The organism is Ferdinandcohnia salidurans, assembly GCF_042680725.1.
GTDB classification, from domain to species: Bacteria; Bacillota; Bacilli; order Bacillales; family Bacillaceae_L; genus Ferdinandcohnia; species Ferdinandcohnia salidurans.
Genome location: NZ_JBHUEK010000029.1, coordinates 62,600 through 80,022 on the forward strand (window position 1 = coordinate 62,600; position 17,423 = coordinate 80,022).

General features: G+C 39.2%; 15 protein-coding genes and 1 riboswitch. Of the genes, 7 read left to right on the plus strand and 8 right to left on the minus strand.

All coding sequences use genetic code 11. From position 1 onward, the window contains the following. Nucleotides 1-100 precede the first annotated feature (100 nt). The 3 genes from ACFSFW_RS19735 to ACFSFW_RS19745 form a co-directional block, all read right to left on the minus strand. The gene (locus tag ACFSFW_RS19735; protein WP_388040708.1) at nt 101-457 is read right to left on the minus strand and encodes a GIY-YIG nuclease family protein; all 357 of its coding nucleotides are present in this window, start codon (nt 455-457) and stop codon (nt 101-103) included. 20 nt (nt 458-477) lie between these two features. Continuing rightward, a complete protein-coding gene (locus tag ACFSFW_RS19740; protein ID WP_388040709.1) occupies nt 478-1,233 on the minus strand; it encodes a DUF2087 domain-containing protein in 756 nt (251 codons plus the stop codon). Between the two features lie 198 nt (nt 1,234-1,431). Further along, complete coding sequence (locus ACFSFW_RS19745; protein WP_388040711.1) at nt 1,432-2,220, minus strand: Cof-type HAD-IIB family hydrolase; 789 nt, start codon at nt 2,218-2,220, stop codon at nt 1,432-1,434. Between the two features lie 327 nt (nt 2,221-2,547). Here ACFSFW_RS19745 and ACFSFW_RS19750 point away from each other — a divergent pair, with 327 nt between their 5' ends. Next, complete coding sequence (locus ACFSFW_RS19750) at nt 2,548-4,254, plus strand: DUF2207 domain-containing protein (RefSeq protein ID WP_388040713.1); 1,707 nt, start codon at nt 2,548-2,550, stop codon at nt 4,252-4,254. 110 nt (nt 4,255-4,364) lie between these two features. Here the strand turns inward: ACFSFW_RS19750 and ACFSFW_RS19755 are convergent, their stop codons facing one another. Further along, nucleotides 4,365-5,741, minus strand: coding sequence for a Glu/Leu/Phe/Val family dehydrogenase (locus tag ACFSFW_RS19755; RefSeq protein ID WP_388040715.1), 1,377 nt, complete (start codon nt 5,739-5,741; stop codon nt 4,365-4,367). 167 nt (nt 5,742-5,908) lie between these two features. Between ACFSFW_RS19755 and ACFSFW_RS19760 the strand changes: the two genes are divergently transcribed. The 3 genes from ACFSFW_RS19760 to ACFSFW_RS19770 all read left to right on the plus strand — a co-directional run bounded on the left by ACFSFW_RS19760 (nt 5,909) and on the right by ACFSFW_RS19770 (nt 9,269). Further along, on the plus strand, nt 5,909-7,249 hold the full coding sequence (locus ACFSFW_RS19760; protein WP_388040717.1) for an FAD-dependent oxidoreductase: 1,341 nt from the start codon (nt 5,909-5,911) through the stop codon (nt 7,247-7,249). Between the two features lie 117 nt (nt 7,250-7,366). Continuing rightward, a riboswitch (PreQ1 riboswitch) is annotated at nt 7,367-7,414 on the plus strand. 93 nt (nt 7,415-7,507) lie between these two features. Continuing rightward, nucleotides 7,508-8,008 (plus strand): preQ(1) synthase, encoded by a 501-nt coding sequence (queF, locus tag ACFSFW_RS19765; protein WP_099361019.1) that lies wholly within the window; start codon nt 7,508-7,510, stop codon nt 8,006-8,008. Nucleotides 8,009-8,330: 322 nt separating this feature from the next. Next, on the plus strand, nt 8,331-9,269 hold the full coding sequence (locus ACFSFW_RS19770; protein WP_388040720.1) for an ATP-grasp domain-containing protein: 939 nt from the start codon (nt 8,331-8,333) through the stop codon (nt 9,267-9,269). Nucleotides 9,270-9,340: 71 nt separating this feature from the next. Here ACFSFW_RS19770 and ACFSFW_RS19775 read toward each other — a convergent pair whose 3' ends face one another. From ACFSFW_RS19775 to ACFSFW_RS19785, 3 genes are all read right to left on the minus strand, one after another. After that, on the minus strand, nt 9,341-10,522 hold the full coding sequence (locus ACFSFW_RS19775; RefSeq protein ID WP_388040721.1) for an MFS transporter: 1,182 nt from the start codon (nt 10,520-10,522) through the stop codon (nt 9,341-9,343). A gap of 175 nt (nt 10,523-10,697) precedes the next feature. Continuing rightward, a complete protein-coding gene (locus tag ACFSFW_RS19780) occupies nt 10,698-11,843 on the minus strand; it encodes a coiled-coil domain-containing protein (protein ID WP_388040723.1) in 1,146 nt (381 codons plus the stop codon). Nucleotides 11,844-12,253: 410 nt separating this feature from the next. Next, on the minus strand, nt 12,254-12,673 hold the full coding sequence (locus ACFSFW_RS19785; protein WP_388040725.1) for an acyl-CoA thioesterase: 420 nt from the start codon (nt 12,671-12,673) through the stop codon (nt 12,254-12,256). 96 nt (nt 12,674-12,769) lie between these two features. Between ACFSFW_RS19785 and ACFSFW_RS19790 the strand changes: the two genes are divergently transcribed. Next, nucleotides 12,770-13,825: an AbrB family transcriptional regulator gene (locus ACFSFW_RS19790; protein WP_388040727.1), complete on the plus strand. Its 1,056-nt coding sequence runs from the start codon at nt 12,770-12,772 to the stop codon at nt 13,823-13,825. 626 nt (nt 13,826-14,451) lie between these two features. On the opposite strand, the gene ACFSFW_RS19795 is transcribed toward ACFSFW_RS19790, so the two are convergent. After that, nucleotides 14,452-14,928: a DinB family protein gene (locus ACFSFW_RS19795; RefSeq protein ID WP_388040729.1), complete on the minus strand. Its 477-nt coding sequence runs from the start codon at nt 14,926-14,928 to the stop codon at nt 14,452-14,454. Nucleotides 14,929-15,091: 163 nt separating this feature from the next. On the opposite strand from ACFSFW_RS19795, the gene ACFSFW_RS19800 reads away from it, so the two are divergent. Further along, entirely contained in the window at nt 15,092-15,736 is a 645-nt protein-coding gene (locus tag ACFSFW_RS19800; RefSeq protein ID WP_388040731.1) for a LytTR family DNA-binding domain-containing protein, read from the plus strand. Nucleotides 15,737-15,887: 151 nt separating this feature from the next. Next, nucleotides 15,888-17,399 (plus strand): succinyl-CoA:acetate CoA-transferase ScpC, encoded by a 1,512-nt coding sequence (scpC, locus tag ACFSFW_RS19805; RefSeq protein ID WP_388040733.1) that lies wholly within the window; start codon nt 15,888-15,890, stop codon nt 17,397-17,399. Nucleotides 17,400-17,423 lie beyond the last annotated feature (24 nt).

Here is a 17,423-nt window from a genome sequence, read left to right on the forward strand (position 1 = left end):
TGGTAATTCAAGCTCTTTTTATGTGCCAACAAGAGTTGGACGGAGGAATACACAAACTTCCATATTTTAACAGGGGCATAGGACCTGTCCCTGTGTCCCATTATTTTTTCTTGTTGTATCCACGGTCTTCGTAGGGTTGGAGGTGTTCTAACCATTTGTTTTCGAGTTCTTGTAATGCTTCTTTTTCATTGTAGTAGGGATCGTTTTTCTTTTTGAGTGTTTCTAGTATCTCAAAATTGAATGCAATTGCCCCGTAATGATTCCAATCTTCTTGGAGTGCTTTGTTCGTAGGTGAGGCTGTGCCTGCTTCTAAACTGAATTTTAACCCGTTTAGTGTTTTAAAATTCCTCGTGCTTCCAATGAAAAGCTTCCCATTTTGGTTATTTTTTATTTGATATACACCAGCTTCAATTGGCATTTCTTTATATTGTTGTTTCAGTTCTTTTTTTCGATCCATAGTGGACACTCACTTTCTCTTTATTGTTTTAGCCAATATTGACTGCCATCTTTCTTTCGTTCTAAAAATCCATAACTGATTAAATATCTTCGAATCAATACAAAGTCTTCAAACAGTCCTTTTAATATCTGGTTGATTTCTCTTTCGGTGTATGTGATGTTACTCTCAAAACGTTTTGTTATTTCACGCAAAACAATCAGTCTTTGTTTTTCTTTTGGTGGGAATTTTAGTAATCGACCATTGATCCCTTCTGGTAAAAACTTATCAATGATTTCTTGTTGCTCCTGCTCTGTAACAGCATATCGATCATCAACCATTGTCGCTGTTTTATGAGGGGTAACAAAGGCTGGTGCGTATTGATCTTTTTCTTTTAGCAACTCCATGATGGCTAAGAAGGTCTTAGCTTGGCGTTCTTTTTCTTTTAATGCAAAACGATGATGTCTAATTGTAGAGGTACTGCCAATCCCCATGTCTGCTTGAACTTCTTTATCGCTTTTTCCTTGGTAGAAAAGACGAAGTAGCTGATTTTGATGATCCGTAAGCCCAGTTAGTTTTTTATCAAGCTCGATTAAGTAATCAAATACAGATTGATGGGTAGCTTCGATATGAATACGTATATATCTTTCTGCTTCATAAAGAACTTTTTCATGAGGATAAATGACCCCTTTTTCTATTTTCTCGCCGCATAAAAGGCAGACATATGAATCTGACTCTTGGATATACCCCTTTTTAAGTTCATCTACTGAGGCATTCCAAAAATTTTCCGACATATCCATTGCTTAAACACATCCGTTCAAAGTTTGATTGAGAACAAACACTTTTATGAAATGTTTATCTTTTAATCAAAATTCTATAGTGTCTTTAGTTAAAAGTCAAACATTTTATCTAACTGTTTGTATAAAAGCAAACGTTTTGTTTTAAAGTTTAATTATCATACAAAAAAGACTAGGACCTATTTATCCTAGTCTTTTCATTTATTCAACCAGCCCCAGCTGTTTTAATCCGTTGTATACACCGGAGTGCTCGACATCCGTTGTTTTATTTTTTGCATAAGAAAATAAATCGGGATTGGCATTTCCCATGGCAAATCCAGAGCCGACTGCTGATAGCATTTCTTTGTCATTCATGCCATCTCCAAAAGCAGCCGCTTGTTCAGTTGATATGTGAAGGGAAGCTAACACAGCTTTTACGGCAACCCCTTTGTTTACCTTATCACGAATGACATCGTGACATGTTCTCATACCATCCACATTAACGGAGGAGAGATGAATCCCATCGAAATGTTCGAACCTTTTTTCTGAATGTTCCTCAGTCGTAATAATCGTGGAACCTAAAATTTCCTCTTTTTTCGTTTCATCGTAAATCGCATTTTTCCGTAGATGGAAGGTTTTGATGAACTCTTTTACAATTTTAGATTCCATGCTAGTGAAGATATTTTTGTTTTGAGAATATAGAACAATATCGTAATTGTTTTCCTTGGTCGTATGTAAAAGGTTGTCAACTAAGCTAGCCGGAAGTGGCTCATTAAACAGTGTTACGCCCCGATGAATGGCAAAAGCACCATTATATGCGATATAGGATGAAATTGACAGTTCGTCTCCAATATCCGTTATTTCATGAAGCGGTCTACCCGTTGCGAGAAATACTTCAATTCCACTTTGCTGAAGGTGGGCTACCGCCTTTTTGGTGGATTCTTCAATGGTATCGTCCGGTCGTAAAATCGTTCCGTCTATGTCAAGAAAGACAATTTTTATATCAGGCATTTATTTTCTCCTTTTTAACTTTATTCAGCGTTCATCGCTCATTTAATACAGTTACAGAATTAATTCATTGTGGAGGTTCAAACTTAGAATGAATAAAGTTAAAGCCTCCGGCGGATGCCACGATTTTTCAAAGGTAATTTTTCGAGCATAAGATCAAAGACTAAAAACGCCACTTCCTGTGGCAACGTCTTTGTGACCCACCTCGTGTGGGCCTAAAAAAATCGGGCGGCAAATACGCCAAGGCGTATTTGATAATAGTATACCACGTTAGTTTGAAACCATCTTGGGTGTTTATACGTATGAATAAGTATGAAGGAGGGGACGGATATGCGCGCGAAAATGGGTGGCATCATTTTATTACTAATATTTCTTTTACTTTTTCCCATGCAAGGGTTTGCGGTCGATTTTTGGATCAATGATGTGAAAATGGATGCGCATTTGCAGGATGACGGTACTGTTTACGTAACGGAAACTCATACATACGAATTTGAAGGTGAGTTTAACGGGATAACACGGACTGTCATCCCGAAGGAAGGAAGTACGATTAAGGACTTTTCCGCTACTGAAAATGGAGCGGAGTTACGAGTAGAAAAGGAAGATGATCTTTATAAAATTCATCGTAAGGGTGAGGACGAGACAATTACAGTCACACTTTCCTATACGATTGAAAAGGGTTTGGAAATTTATCAGGATGTAGCTCAATTTTATTGGCCATTTTTTGATAATCGGAATGAGGCGACCTATGAAAATCTCGTCATCACAGTTCATCCGCCTCAATCCACGAGTGATGTGATTGCATTCGGGTATGATGAGGCATTTCAAAAGGAAACTGTGAAATCGGACGGCTCTGTTGTCTATCAGTTCGGAGAAGTTCCAAGTGAATCAAATGGAGATATTCGGATTGCTTATGATGTTAGTCTTTTTTCTGGAGCAAGCTATGTGACCTCTGATAAACCGATGAAAGCAGAAATTATGAATGCAAAAAATGAACTGCTTGCGAAAGCGCAGGAATGGACTGAGACACAAGACACTCTTTCTAAGGTAGCGATTGTGTTAGTACCGCTTTTAGCATTAGTGTTTATTCTCATAATGATACGAAATCGGATGGAAGGTCGAGCGAAGTTAGCTGTATTAAAAAGAGAAATGACAAATCCGGGTGCACTCCCCAAACAGGATCTTAGCTTGCCTGCAACTATCCGTTTTACTAACTACAATTATCTACCACAAGGGCAGTCGATGGCAGCTGGGTTATTGGATTTGGTGAGAAAGAAGATGGTTAGACAGGTGAATGATGAAAAGTTTCAGCTAATGAATCAGGCAGGGGCACTGCCGCATGAGAGCCTATTAATTGAGTGGTTATTTGAAAAAATAGGCCGAAATGGGGAGTTTAGTTTTACAGACCTAGAAGACTATGCAAAAAACAAGAAGAACTCCGATAGTTACTCTAGCTTCCAAATGAAATGGGGCGAGGCTGTTCGTAACGAAGTAAAGGAGCGCCATCTCTATGAGGACAAATCAAAGTTCAAATTGTTTCTTGGGCTCTTAAGCATTATACTGGTCCCGTTTTTAATCTTGTTCCCAATGTATGAGTTATTTTCTTGGTTTGTTTTGGATTTGATTTTGTTTGGAGGAATCATCATCTACTTGATTGCCTATCGACCGAAAAACCAAGAAGGTTTGCGAATTTACCATGAATGGTTCCTGTTTAAAATGAGTTATAAAACATTGTCAGCGGATGAATGGAAAAAATGGTCCGAGGATGACCAGATGCGTGCCTATATTTACGGACTTGGTATGGGAGACAAGGAAATGAAAAAGCAGAACGAGGATCTGATATCCGCAATTACTAAGCCTTATTACAATAATAGCGCTGGTTTTTATCCTTATTCGGTAGCGTCATTTGGCTATGTTGGACCAAACGCATCAGCCCACTTTGAATCTGCCAATGAATCCATTGGAAGTGGAAGCAGTAGTTCGAGCAGCACAGGTGGAGGAGGAACCGGTGGCGGCGGAGGCGGTTCCGGAGCATTTTAGGGACACAGGGACAGGTCCCGCGTCCCACCATATTTTTACAGGGACAGTGTACCTGTCCCTCTGTCCCACAAATTAAAGCGGGAGCCCACGGGCTTCCGCTTTACTTATTGTCAGTATAATTTTCCTTGTCGATATAGGACTGTTGATAGTCTTGTGACGGCATGAATATAACAGTTTTGGCGCAGTGTGAAGGAGTCTCCGAAGAATGTCGGTAAGATTGCATCCAATGTTGCTTTCATTTTTTGCAATAGCTGACTAAACACTTCTTCCTCGGAATAAAACTGAGTTTCACGACCCTGCAGCCACTCTAAGTAAGAAACGATAACACCGCCTGCGTTTGCGAGAATGTCCGGTACAATCAGGGCACCTTTTTTACTTAAGAAGTCGTCCGCGTCCTTTGTTATAGGGGCATTCGCACCCTCGACAATAATGGGTGCTTTAATTTTCTCCATATTATCCTTATGGATTTGATCCTCTAAGGCAGCGAGAATGAGGGTGTCTACATCTAGATAAAGGATGGCCTCTCGGTCAAGGATTTCAGCCTTAACGCCAGCTGCGGCTAGCTCCTCATCAGAAATAGGAAGATCCCCTTTGTTGCTCTTCGTGAATTTCACAAGGGATGGGACGTTTAAACCGTCCTCATTAAATAAAGTAACATTCCGGTCACTAACAGCTACAACTTTATTTTGCAAATTGGAACATTGATAAGCCTCTAGAGCAGCTACAGAACCAACGTTACCGAAGCCTTGAACTGCGAGCTTCATTGCCTGATTTTCAAATTTGGACACGGTCTTTGCAAACACATTATCCGTTTTCGTAAGTAGGCTCTTTTGATTTTGAAGAAAATCATGAAACAGATAACGGAACGTAAAATAGACACCTTTCCCAGTAGCTTCACGGCGACCTAATGAACCACCATTGACCACGCTTTTGCCGGTAAAACTCCCTCGATAGGGTGTGCCAGGTCGGATGCTTTTATATTCTGCCATCATCCAGTCCATCTCGCGCTCGCCTGAACCAACGTCTGGTGCTGGGATATCTTTATCAGGACCGAGACTATCTGAAAAATAACGTACATATTTTTTACAAATTAAATGTAGTTCTTTTTCAGAAAGTGTTCTAGGATTGATAACGAGTCCGCCTTTTCCTCCACCAAAAGGAACGTCATGAAGGGCATTCTTTAATGTCATCAGAGATGCAAGGTTAATTACTTCATCTTCATTGACTGTTTCGTGAAAACGGATTCCACCTTTATAAGGCCCTAAAGCATTATTATGCTGGACGCGATAGGCGGGAATTCGAACCACTTGACCATTTTCTAATGGGATTCTTAAAAAAGACTTATGAACATGATTCGGGGTTGATAGTATTGAGGCTAGTGAGGTAAAAGCTTGCTCACGGGTTTCCCCAGCTAACTCTGGAATAAACGTGTCATCCTTCATTAATGCATCTAATGATTCTTGGACAATTAGCTTTGTTTTATTCAATTCCATTCCTCCTTGTTGAAAGCGTTGTTACAGGTATAATTGTAACATATTGATAGTGTAAATGTTGGTCTGGGACACTGTACCTGTCCCCTTGTCCCAAGGAACAGGGGCGTTGCTCTACATAAAAATGGCTGTGAGAAGGAAAATACTAGAATGGAGGGATTTTGATGAAATGTATTATTATAGGCGGCGATGCAGCGGGTATGAGTGCTGCTATGCAAATTGTACGGAATAGCTCAGGAAATTCGATTACCGTGTTCGAGAAAGGTGGCATCTATTCATATGGTCAATGTGGGTTGCCTTATGTAATAGGAGGGAAAATTGATTCCACAGACAAGGTGATTGCAAGAACACAACAAGAATTCAAAGAAAAGTATGATATTGATGCAAGGGTCTTTCATGAGGTAAAGAGCATTGATGCGAAACAAAAGGTTGTAAGAGGGATTAATCTTTCCACGGGAGAAAACTTTGAACAAGCATATGACCGTTTGTTAATTGCGACGGGTGCCAGTCCAGTTGTCCCAAATTGGGAAGGGAGTTCACTTCAGGGCGTCTTCACACTAAAAACAATACCGGATACTGAAGAAATTTTAGATTATGTGTACAAGGGCTTCCGTGATGTTAAAGACGTAACAATCATCGGTGGTGGTTATATAGGTCTTGAAATGGCAGAGAGCTTTGCGGAAATAGGAAAAAAAGTCACCATCATTGAGAGAAACGATCAGCTTGCTGGAATTTTCGATCGAGATCTTGCTGACCTCATTCACGATGAGGCGAAGAAGCATCATCTAACACTAAGACTTGGGGAATCAGTAGAAGGTTTTATTGGAAATAATTTTGTTGAATCAGTAAAAACGGAGAAAGGTGAAATTAAATCGGATTTGGTTTTAATTGCCGTGGGAGTGAAGCCAAATACAGCGTTTATTAATGGTACGGGAATTGTAACAGGAATAAAGGGAGCGATCCAAGTAAATTCGTCTATGCAAACAAATGTGGAGGATATTTTTGCAGCGGGTGACTGCGCAACACAGTATCACCGAATCAAGGAGCGGGATGATTATATTCCTCTTGGGACTCATGCCAACAAACAGGGGCAGATCGCTGGCTTGAATATGGTCAATTTACATAAAACCTTTAAAGGTGTAGTCGGGACATCGATTATCAAGTTTTTTGACTTATCACTTGGTCGAACTGGGCTCTCAGAAAAAGAAGCGGAAAGGTTGAATATACCAACTGCTTCTGTCACAATCCGTGCGCGAGACATTGCGGGCTATTATCCAGATGCAAAGAAGATGACCGTGAAATTAATCTACCATAAAGTCACCCGTAAGCTACTTGGTGGACAAATCATTGGCGAAAGTGGCGTAGACAAACGGATTGACGTCCTATCCACGGCCCTATTTCACAACATGTCTATAGACGAATTATTGGATTTGGATTTAGCATATGCCCCACCTTACAATGGCGTTTGGGATCCCATTCAGCAGGCTGCAAGAAAAGCAAAATAGGGACGCAGGTCTTGTGCCCTACCAAAAATTGGTGGGACAAAGGACCTGTCCCTGTGACCCACCATGCTTGACGTTTTTGGTGGGGTCTTATATTATATGGGAAGATACTTGGTTTAATCGAGAGAGGTTCATAGCTTATAACCCTCTATAAAAAACTATGGATACATGACTATGATGCCATGTCCATATTGGACGTGGCTTTTTATATGTTTGTCCAATTTAGTTTGAAAAGAATAGTAGAAAAGGGAGGTTTTTTTCATGTCAGGAAGAAGTCATGAAGAAGGATTAAATGATTTAACTTTACTTGGAAATCAAAATACAAAATATAGTTTTGAGTATGCACCAGAGGTTTTAGAGTCTGTTGATAATTTACATCCAGACCGAGATTATTTTGTGAAGTTTAATTGCCCGGAGTTTACGAGTCTTTGCCCACTGACACATCAGCCGGATTTTGCAACGATGTACATTTCGTATGTTCCAGATAAGAAAATCGTAGAAAGTAAATCTTTAAAATTGTATTTATTTAGTTTCCGAAACCATGGTGATTTTCACGAGGATTGCGTGAACATCATTATGAATGACCTTATTAAACTATTGGATCCACGTTATATCGAGGTATGGGGCAAGTTTACGCCACGCGGAGGCATTTCAATCGATCCTTGGTGTAATTATGGTAAACCGGGTACGAAATATGAAGAAATGGCACAGTTTCGCTTGATGAACCACGACCTCTATCCTGAGAAAGTAGATAACCGATAAGGGATTGTTTTAGATATGTAAATGCACACGTGTCCATAACGTGTGCATTTTTTTTGCTCTGAAAAATTGGTAAATGATGCTTCTTATAAATGTAATCCTTTTACTTGACATGGACTCAATAAAATAGTTAAATCGTATATATTTAGTAGGAATTAATTTTTCGATAAATCTCTCTTATAAGATAAATAAAATAAAAACTTAAAAGAGTAGTAGTTAACAGCACTAAACCATGATGTCTCGAAGAACAAACTTATTAGCTAATTTGATTCAGAGACTAAGTGATCAATAGGACCAATAGGTAATACGAAGGGAGAAGTTCTATATGTCTAAAAAAATATATATTATCCATGAAAATGATGATTGGACTTCACATTTAACAAAACGATTGGATGAGTTTAATTTACCATATGAGGCGTGGCATCTTGATAAAGGGGTCATTGATTTAACTGCAGAACCACCAGAGGGTGTTTTTTATAACCGTATGAGTGCTTCTTCGCATACAAGGGATCATCGATTTGCTCCTGAATTAACAGGCGGGATTTTAGATTGGCTCGAATTCCATAATCGCACCGTTTTTAATGGTAGTAATGCCCTTCGTCTAGAGTTAAGTAAAATCAAGCAATACACAGCGCTTGAAAAAAATGGGGTGCGCACTCCGAAAACTATTGGGGCAGTGGGCCGTGAGCAAATTATTGAAGCAGCTGAAAAGCTAGGAACAGTACCTTTTATTACAAAACATAATCGAGCAGGTAAAGGACTTGGCGTACAATTATTCCAAACGGTAGAGTCCTTGAAGGCTTATGTAAATAGCCCTGCATTTGAAGAGCCAGTCGACGGGATTACGCTCATTCAAGAGTATATCCAATCACCAGAATCCTATATTACAAGAGCTGAATTTGTTGGTGGTAAGTATGTATATTCTGTTCGAGTTGATACGTCAGAAGGATTTGAGCTGTGCCCAGCAGATGCATGTCAAATTGGTGATCTGTTTTGCCCAGTTGGGGAAGAGGTAGAAGTACGTCCCAAGTTTGAAATTATCAATGATGTAGATCCAGAACAGATTGCACGTTACGAAGCATTTCTAAAAGATGTAAGTATTGATGTAGCAGGTATTGAGTTTGTGAAAAATGCAGATGGTGAAGTCTTCACCTATGATGTTAATACAAACACCAACTACAACTCCGATGCAGAAGCGAAAGCGGAAAAATACGGAATGCTTGAGCTTGCAAAATTTCTTGGCGAGGCACTGAATAGAATTTAGGGACCAGAGGGACGGTTCTATTGGTTCTTTCCAATTTAATGGTAAAGTAAAAACAAAGGGTAGCATGATTGCTACCCTTCGTTAGTTGCTGCCGTATGCATTTTTTTCGTTTTTGCTGTATACATTCTAAACAATATGAATGCGACAGCGGATAGGAATATACCTGATATGTAAGGTAATCCCATTGAAATTGTATAGAGCAGTCCACCTAAAATAGGTCCAAGAATTCGTCCGAGTGAATCGAATGAGGACAATAACCCTGTGACACTTCCATGACCCGTCTTAGATCGCTTCGTTAGTAATGCCGAAACTGCAGGACGAATGATGCCATTTCCTACTCCAAAAATGGTTAAATAAATCGCAGCTGTAACGAAATCCTTTGTAAATAAAATAAGGAAAAAACCAACGGCTGACACGAAAATCCCAATTTGGATGACAAAGCCTTCACCAAACCGTTTTGTTAGCCTTCCCACTAGTCCACCTTGTACAATCGCTCCAGCGAGTCCCATAATCATAAAAATATAACCGAGCTCAGTCGTCCCCAATCCAGCTTTTTCCGCAGCAAAATAAGCAAACGTAGCTTCAAGCCCTGATAGGGATAATGTGATAAAAAGAGAAAGGAAAAACAGAACGCTTTCAGGACCGTTAAGTGCTTTTAACAGACCCGGTCTTTTTCGGTCTTTCGGATGTCTTTGCTCTTTCGATAGAGATTCTTTAAGGACAATCATGACAAGGAAAAAAGTAAGTAGAGACAAGGTACCTGCAATGTAAAATGGCATTTGTAAGTCCGTTTTTGAGAAAATACCACCAATTGCTGGTCCAAAGATAAACCCTAGACCAATCGATGCACCGATGACCCCCATTCCTTTACCACGGTCTTCCTCAGAGGTAATATCGGCAGCATAAGCCATTACGGTGGGCATATTTGCGGCTGAAAGAAAGCCACCAATGATTCTGGCTGCAAACAACATCCATAATTCTGTCGATAACGCCATGAGAAAGAATGAAACCGCAAGTCCAAAGATACCAATCATAATAACAGGCTTACGTCCAATCCGATCGGAAATTCTTCCCCACATCGGTGCGAACAAGAATTGCATTAATGAATAAACAGCCATGAGTAGCCCTAATTCAGTAGGGGAAGCACCAAGATCTTCTGCATAAAAGGGGATGACAGGAATAATGATCCCGAACCCAACATAAACCAAAAACATAACTGCAAATAATATAGGTAATGCTTTTTTTGTATCCAACGTATGTCACTCCAGTATGATAGCTTACTTTCCTATCATAAATTAAATGAAAACAATTTGAAAGTAATCGGAAGGAGAGTCAAAAAACTTTTTTTGTAAGGGACCGATAACTTCCCAATTTTTCCATAAAAAAAGCATCTTCAAAGTTGAAGATGCTTAAGTTAGGCTTGTTTAATTAAAAAATACGATTTACACGACCATTAAATGTATTTTTCCAGTAACCACTTGTCATATCAGCAATGCCAACACCAGTTGAGCTTTGAGAACCGATGAACTTACCGCCGCCTATGTAAATTCCAACATGGCCATCCGTTTTATAAGTATTAAAGAATACTAAATCTCCAGGTTTCATGTCACTAACAGAAACTCGAGTTCCTTGGTTTTTCAGTGCATCTGTGCTAGCACCAACACTTATGCCAGCCTGTGCAAATGCCCAGTGTACGAAACCAGAGCAGTCAAAGCGACCGTGTGCAACATCATAAGAGTTTCTTCCTCCACCAAATACATATACAGAGTTTCCAATGTACTTATATCCAGCTTTGATTACTGTGTTGATTGAACCCGAAACCTTTGGTGTAGAGGTTGGGACAGAAGCAGCCACAGTAGCATTGGATGTTGTTGGAGCAGAACTAGATGAAGTCGTAGTGCTAACTGCAGGTGTTGCAGTAATCATACTAGCACGAAGGTCTTCAATGTCCGCTAAAGTTTTTTGTTCTTTTGATTGTAATGCAGCCTTTAATGCATCATTTTGAGCTTTTTGGTCTTCAATTTGACCTTGCATGGCTACCAATTCTTCTTTTTTGTTTGTTAATGCAGTGAGTGTCTCCTGAATCTTAGCTTGCTTTTCTTCTACCAGATTAATTGCTTTCGCTTGTTCATCAATTATTTCTTGGTCAGCTTGCATAATAGTAGAGACTGCACTCACACGGTTAATAAAATCAGAAAAGCTTTGTGCACCAAAAATAACATCTAGGTAACTAATCGTTCCACCAGACTGTTGCATCATGCGGGCACGTTCTTTTAAAATTTCATTACGAGCTTCAATTTCTTTTTCAAGTTGTTCAATCTCTACTTCTAGAGTTTTTACTTGTTCTTCTGTTTTCTTAATATCCGCTTCTGTTTCAGCGATCATTGTACGGTTATCTTCAATCGCTTGGTCAACTTTTGCAATTTGAGCATTTAAATCTGCTAATGCTTTTTGTGTATCAGAAAGCTCAGTTTGAAGTGAACTAATCGACGTTTCTGCACTAGTTGATATTACATATGGAGAAAAGGCACTTATCATTAAAGTGGCACTTAAGGTTACGAGTGTCTTTTTCAAGAAAATTCCTACTTTCTTACTAATCTACTTAGTCTATATCCGATTCTTTTACTCTACCATATTATCATAAGTTTCTATAAAATTCTCCATTTGTCGCGAAATTGTTACATATTGTTAATATTGTAATCTTTCAAAACCTACTAGAATCAAGGTTTCGCAAAAGAGCAAATATGTCAATGTCGAAATATATTTGTAATATTAACGGAATATTATTCCTACTAAAGTAGGATTTGAAAGGGCCTAGTGCCTATGAGGAGATTGAAGGAAGTCGGTAACGTGATTGGAGTATTTCGTTGCTTTTTCAAACAATCGTTTTATTGAATGTGAAAACCCTTGGAAAAAGAGTGAAAGGGCGCTAAACAAACATTTGATTGAAAAACAAGGTGTCTATTAGCGCCTTCATTTTAGGTCTATAAAGCTTCAAATTCTTGTATTCTATGTTTAATGTCATCAGGTATAGGTGTAGATGTTTTTGTAACATTGTTGTAATTTACTTGGATGGTTTCGGCTTCAACTAAGATTTCGTCATCTCGTGTTATGATACTCTCAAGGGTGAGGCTGGAAGTACCCAATTTTTTTACCCGAACATAAATAGTAATGAAATCATCTAGTAATGCAGGTTTTTTGTACTCAACGGTACTTTTAACAAGAACTGGCTCAAATTGGGAAGAGTGTTGATTAGTAAGCCAATCAGGCCCAAGAATTTCACGCATGTATTCAGTGAAGCCGATATCTATATATGTAAGATAATGCGCGTTAAAAACGATTTTTTGACCATCGATTTCAGAATACCTCACACGAATAGTATGTGAAAAATGAAAGTTTTCCAAGCTGCTCCCTCCTTTTTACAAAGTATATTCTGCAAAGAGGGGATTTTTCCTGCATATTATAATAGAAGAATGAAAAAGGAGAAAGGTCGAATATATATGAAATTTTCACAGCAGAAAGGTTTAATAGAGTCCTATCTTGTAGCGGGTATGGGAGGAATGGTGTTCTATTTCTTACACTTTCCAATTCCGTGGATACTTGGACCGATGACATTCATGATATTATACAAAGCCATTACACATCGAACAATGGTTGTATCAGCACGCTTATACAATGTTGGACTTGCAACACTAGGAATCTACTTCGGATTGTCGTTTACAAAAGAAACCTTTATTACGGTCTATCCGTATATCATCCCATTTTTAATCATGACAATTTTGCTTTTGACGGTCAGTGTAGTAAACAGTATATTTGTAACCCGATTTATTAAAATTGATCCGATGACAAGTGTGTTCGGCTCGATTCCCGGTGGATTATCTGAAATGGTTGCTGCAAGCCATTCGTTAAAAGCAAATTCTGCAATGGTAACGATTTTTCAAACGGTTCGTTTGTTAACGGTTGTGTTCATGGTTCCGTTTATTGTGACCCATTGGTTCATAGCAAGTGTTGGAAATCCATTTGAGGTCACAAAAAATCTCAGCAGTGCCCCTGCTTATGCATATTTATGGTTCAGTATAGCTTTCTTAGCAGGGTGGCTTCTTCGTAATAAGCTCCCGGCGGCGTATGTGATTGGTCCACTTGCAGTTACGGTTTTACTCGGTGTAGTGGGAGTAGGGTTACCACCTATTCAACCATGGTTACTAATTCTTGCCCAAATCACGGTTGGGATGAGAATGGGGAATAATATCAATCTAAGAGATTTAAAGATTGGTGGAAAGTATTGTGGAGTTTACTTTATTCTCACGTTGTTATTACTCGCATTCTCATTTGGCTTTGGCTATCTATTTGCCATATTTTCAGATTTAGATGTACCAACTGCCTTACTAAGCTTTTCACCGGGTGGTTTGGTTGAAATGGTGTTAACCGCGACTGCAATCGGAGCAGATCCAGCAGTAGTAAGTTCACTACAGCTGATTCGACTATTGTTCATTATTTTAATCGTACCGAGCTTTTTAAAATGGATGTTTACGAGAAGGGAAAAAGTAGCTGCATGACAAAAGTGGCAATTCAAACAAACATTTGATTGAAGCTGGGAACCCATGTGTACCAAGGGATGTAAGTTAAACGAGCGTTTGAAGGTGAGATTTGTAGTTTCTGGAAGTTCTGTAAGCAAAAATTCAAACAAACGCTTGATTGAAAATGGAATCCCTTGTGCCCCAAGGGATAGACCGCTAAACAAACGTTTGATTGAAAAAGATTATGTCAACTAGAATGAGTTTTTATGCTTGTGAGAGGGTATATGGGAGAAGCGGTGTCTTCCAAAGAGGCAAGAGTACTATCAGTATCCTAGAAAATGGAAGATAATGTCACTCTGAAAGGGTTGAAGTGCTATCAAAATCCTAGGAACTGGAAGGTGATGTCACTCCAAAAGGTTTAGAGTACTATCAGCATCCTGAAAACTGGAAAGTGATATTACTCTGAAAGGCTTAGAGTGCTATCAACATCCTAATAGCTGGAATCTAGTAGTCTCCAAAAGGGTTTAGAGTATCATCAACTTCCCAGTTAATGGAAAGTGGTACCACTCTATGAGGCTAAAAGCATCCTGAAACTGGACCCGGATCACCCAAAGCCAGACCAATACTAAAAGCCACTAGGGTACCCTAGTGGCCAAAATTTTAGATTATGCGCCCCACTCTTCCTTTGATGGACCGTAAACGCCAGGGACTTTTAATCCAGCTTGACGCATTAGGATTGTCATTTGTCCGCGGTGATGGATTTGGTGGGTATTCGTCATTCCAAGTATCACGGCAACAGGCATTGGTTGGCCAAACATTTCTTTCATTTCCTTCAATGTTGCATCGTTCCATTGTTCTTTAATCGCAGAAACTAAGTTTTCACTTGTTGTACGGTAGCTATCGGCCATTTCCTTTGCCGATGCTGGAACTGCTTCACCAGCCGCACCTTCGAACTGGAGTCCAGTTTGTGAAATAATTTGATGCACGGAAGTCACAACATGCCATGCAAGTTCACCTAAGGTACGGTGACCAGCGGCAACAGACTGTGATAATGACTCATCTGTTAAAGCATCAAGGATTTTTTGAGTGGCACTACCTTCATAATTCCAATCTTGTAAAAATTCTTCAAGTGTATGATACATATGTATTCCTCCTAAAATGTGATTACCAACATTATACTGCATACACATGTAAAAGCCATTTTAAACGCACATGATGATTTTTTATGAAGGATGATGTTTTATCTATGAATTACTTGTAAAATAGAAGAGGTTACTAGATTTCTACAACAAAGGATGTTGACGTGTGAAGGATATAACAATTGGCTCACTCTTAGATGTGATTGGGGAATTGTTCTCCGACGAGATATCAATTGCTGTCTCAAATACAAAAGAATACCTTTATTATCGACCAAGTAAACGAATTGATTTGAAAATTAAACCAGGTGATGAAGTAAAAGAGGGGACCATTGCGTATAAAGCCATTACGTCAAGACAAAAGGCTTCTGAATTTATTAATCGTGACGTATTTGGCATTCCTTATCATGGCATGGCCGTACCTTTTTTTCATGGGGATCAGTTGGAAGGTTGCGTAACGGCAATCTACCCAGCATTAACAGATGGCAAATCGGTGGTAACCGTAAAGTCTCCAGATGGCTGGATTCCCATCCCGTTCTCAGATGTGCTATACCTTGAGGCAAAGGATAAAAAAACGCATGTGTACACAAAAGGTTTTTCGGGGACACATAAATATTCGCTTCAGGAATTTGAATACACGTTGCCAAAGGACTCTTTTATTCGCTGCCACCGTTCATTTATCGTGAATGTAAATCAAATCAAAGAAATCCATCCTGATACTCATTCCACATTTGTTTTAGAAATGAAAAACGGTGCCCGGGTCCCTGTTAGTCAAAATTATTCAAGTTATTTTCGGAAACTGCTAGGCTTCTAATTTTCTAGAAAAAGAACAAATCTTCTGCTTTGGGGGTTTGTTCTTCTTTTTTATCGAATTTTTATGTTCTTTACTCCCGAAATCCCACTTCGTGTAGTGAATATAGGTAAAATTATCTTAATATTCAATTTCATAAAGGGGATGGGAGAATATGACTAATAAACTAGATCGCATTAAGGACACCCGTCTACATGACCGTGTTGTTACACCCGAAGAAGCAGCAGAGTGGATTCAGGACGGTATGACATTAGGCCTTAGTGGCTTTACACGTGCCGGTGACGTGAAAGCGGTACCATTCGCACTTGTAAAACGTGCCGAAACGGAAAGCCTAAAAGTAAACGTATATACAGGGGCATCATTAGGCTCTGATGTTGATAAATTATTCGCTGAAGCAGGAATTTTAGGTAAGCGTTTACCATTTCAAGCTGATCCAACAATGAGAAAAGGTATTAACAATGGGGACTTCTTATTTGTAGATCAGCATTTATCTCATACATCAGAATTAATTCGTTCAAATGTGATGGATGTCGATGTCGCAATTTTGGAAGCGATATCAATTGATGAAGATGGGTTAATCATTCCAACAACTTCAATCGGGAATTCTTTAACATTTGCACAGCATGCTAAATCAATCATTGTTGAAATCAACCTTGCACAAACAACTGAGCTTAAAGGAGTTCATGATTTATATGCACCAGGTAAGCAAGGCGAAAGAGAACCTATTCCGTTAACAAAGTCAGATGATCGAATTGGCTTGCCTGGAATCAAAGTAGATGTAGAAAAAATCAAGGGAATTGTGTTTACAGACCAAACGGATTCTCCGTCAACAATCGTACCACCAGATGAAGAAACAGAAATAATGGCACAGCATCTTTTAACCTTTTTACGAAAAGAAGTTGAAGCTGGCCGTTTAACAGAGAAGCTTGCACCACTACAATCTGGGATTGGATCTGTGGCAAATGCGGTACTACACGGTATGCTTGATTCTGATTTCACAGATTTAGAGGTTTATTCTGAAGTATTACAGGATGCGGTATTTGACTTAATGGATGCGGGCAAAGTAAGCTTTGCTTCTTGCTGTTCGATAACTTTATCAGAAGAAAAAATGAAAAAAGTGTTTGGGAACTTTGACAAGTATCGTGATCGTTTAATTATGCGACCACAGGAGATTTCAAATCATCCTGAGATTATCCGTCGTCTCGGACTGATTTCAATAAACACAGCACTTGAACTTGATATATACGGAAACGTCAATTCAACCCATGTGCTTGGTACAAAGATGATGAACGGAATCGGTGGTTCTGGTGACTTTGCTCGAAACGCACGCCTAGCGATTTTCGTTACAAAATCAATTGCAAAAGGTGGCGACATTTCAAGTATCGTTCCATTTGTCTCACATGTGGACCATACAGAGCATGATGTTGATGTCATCGTAACAGAACAAGGATATGCAGACTTACGAGGACTTGCACCGAGAGAACGTGTGGAATTATTGATTGAAAACTGTGCACATCCAATGTATAAGCAACAGCTTCGTGATTACTACCAAGAAGCACTTACAAGAGGTGGCCAAACACCACATGTATTAGAAAAAGCATTCTCATGGCATACAAACTTTGCCCAACAAGGAACCATGCTAGAAAAAGAATTAGTAGAAGCGTAAACCTAGAGCCGTATAAAGAAGAAA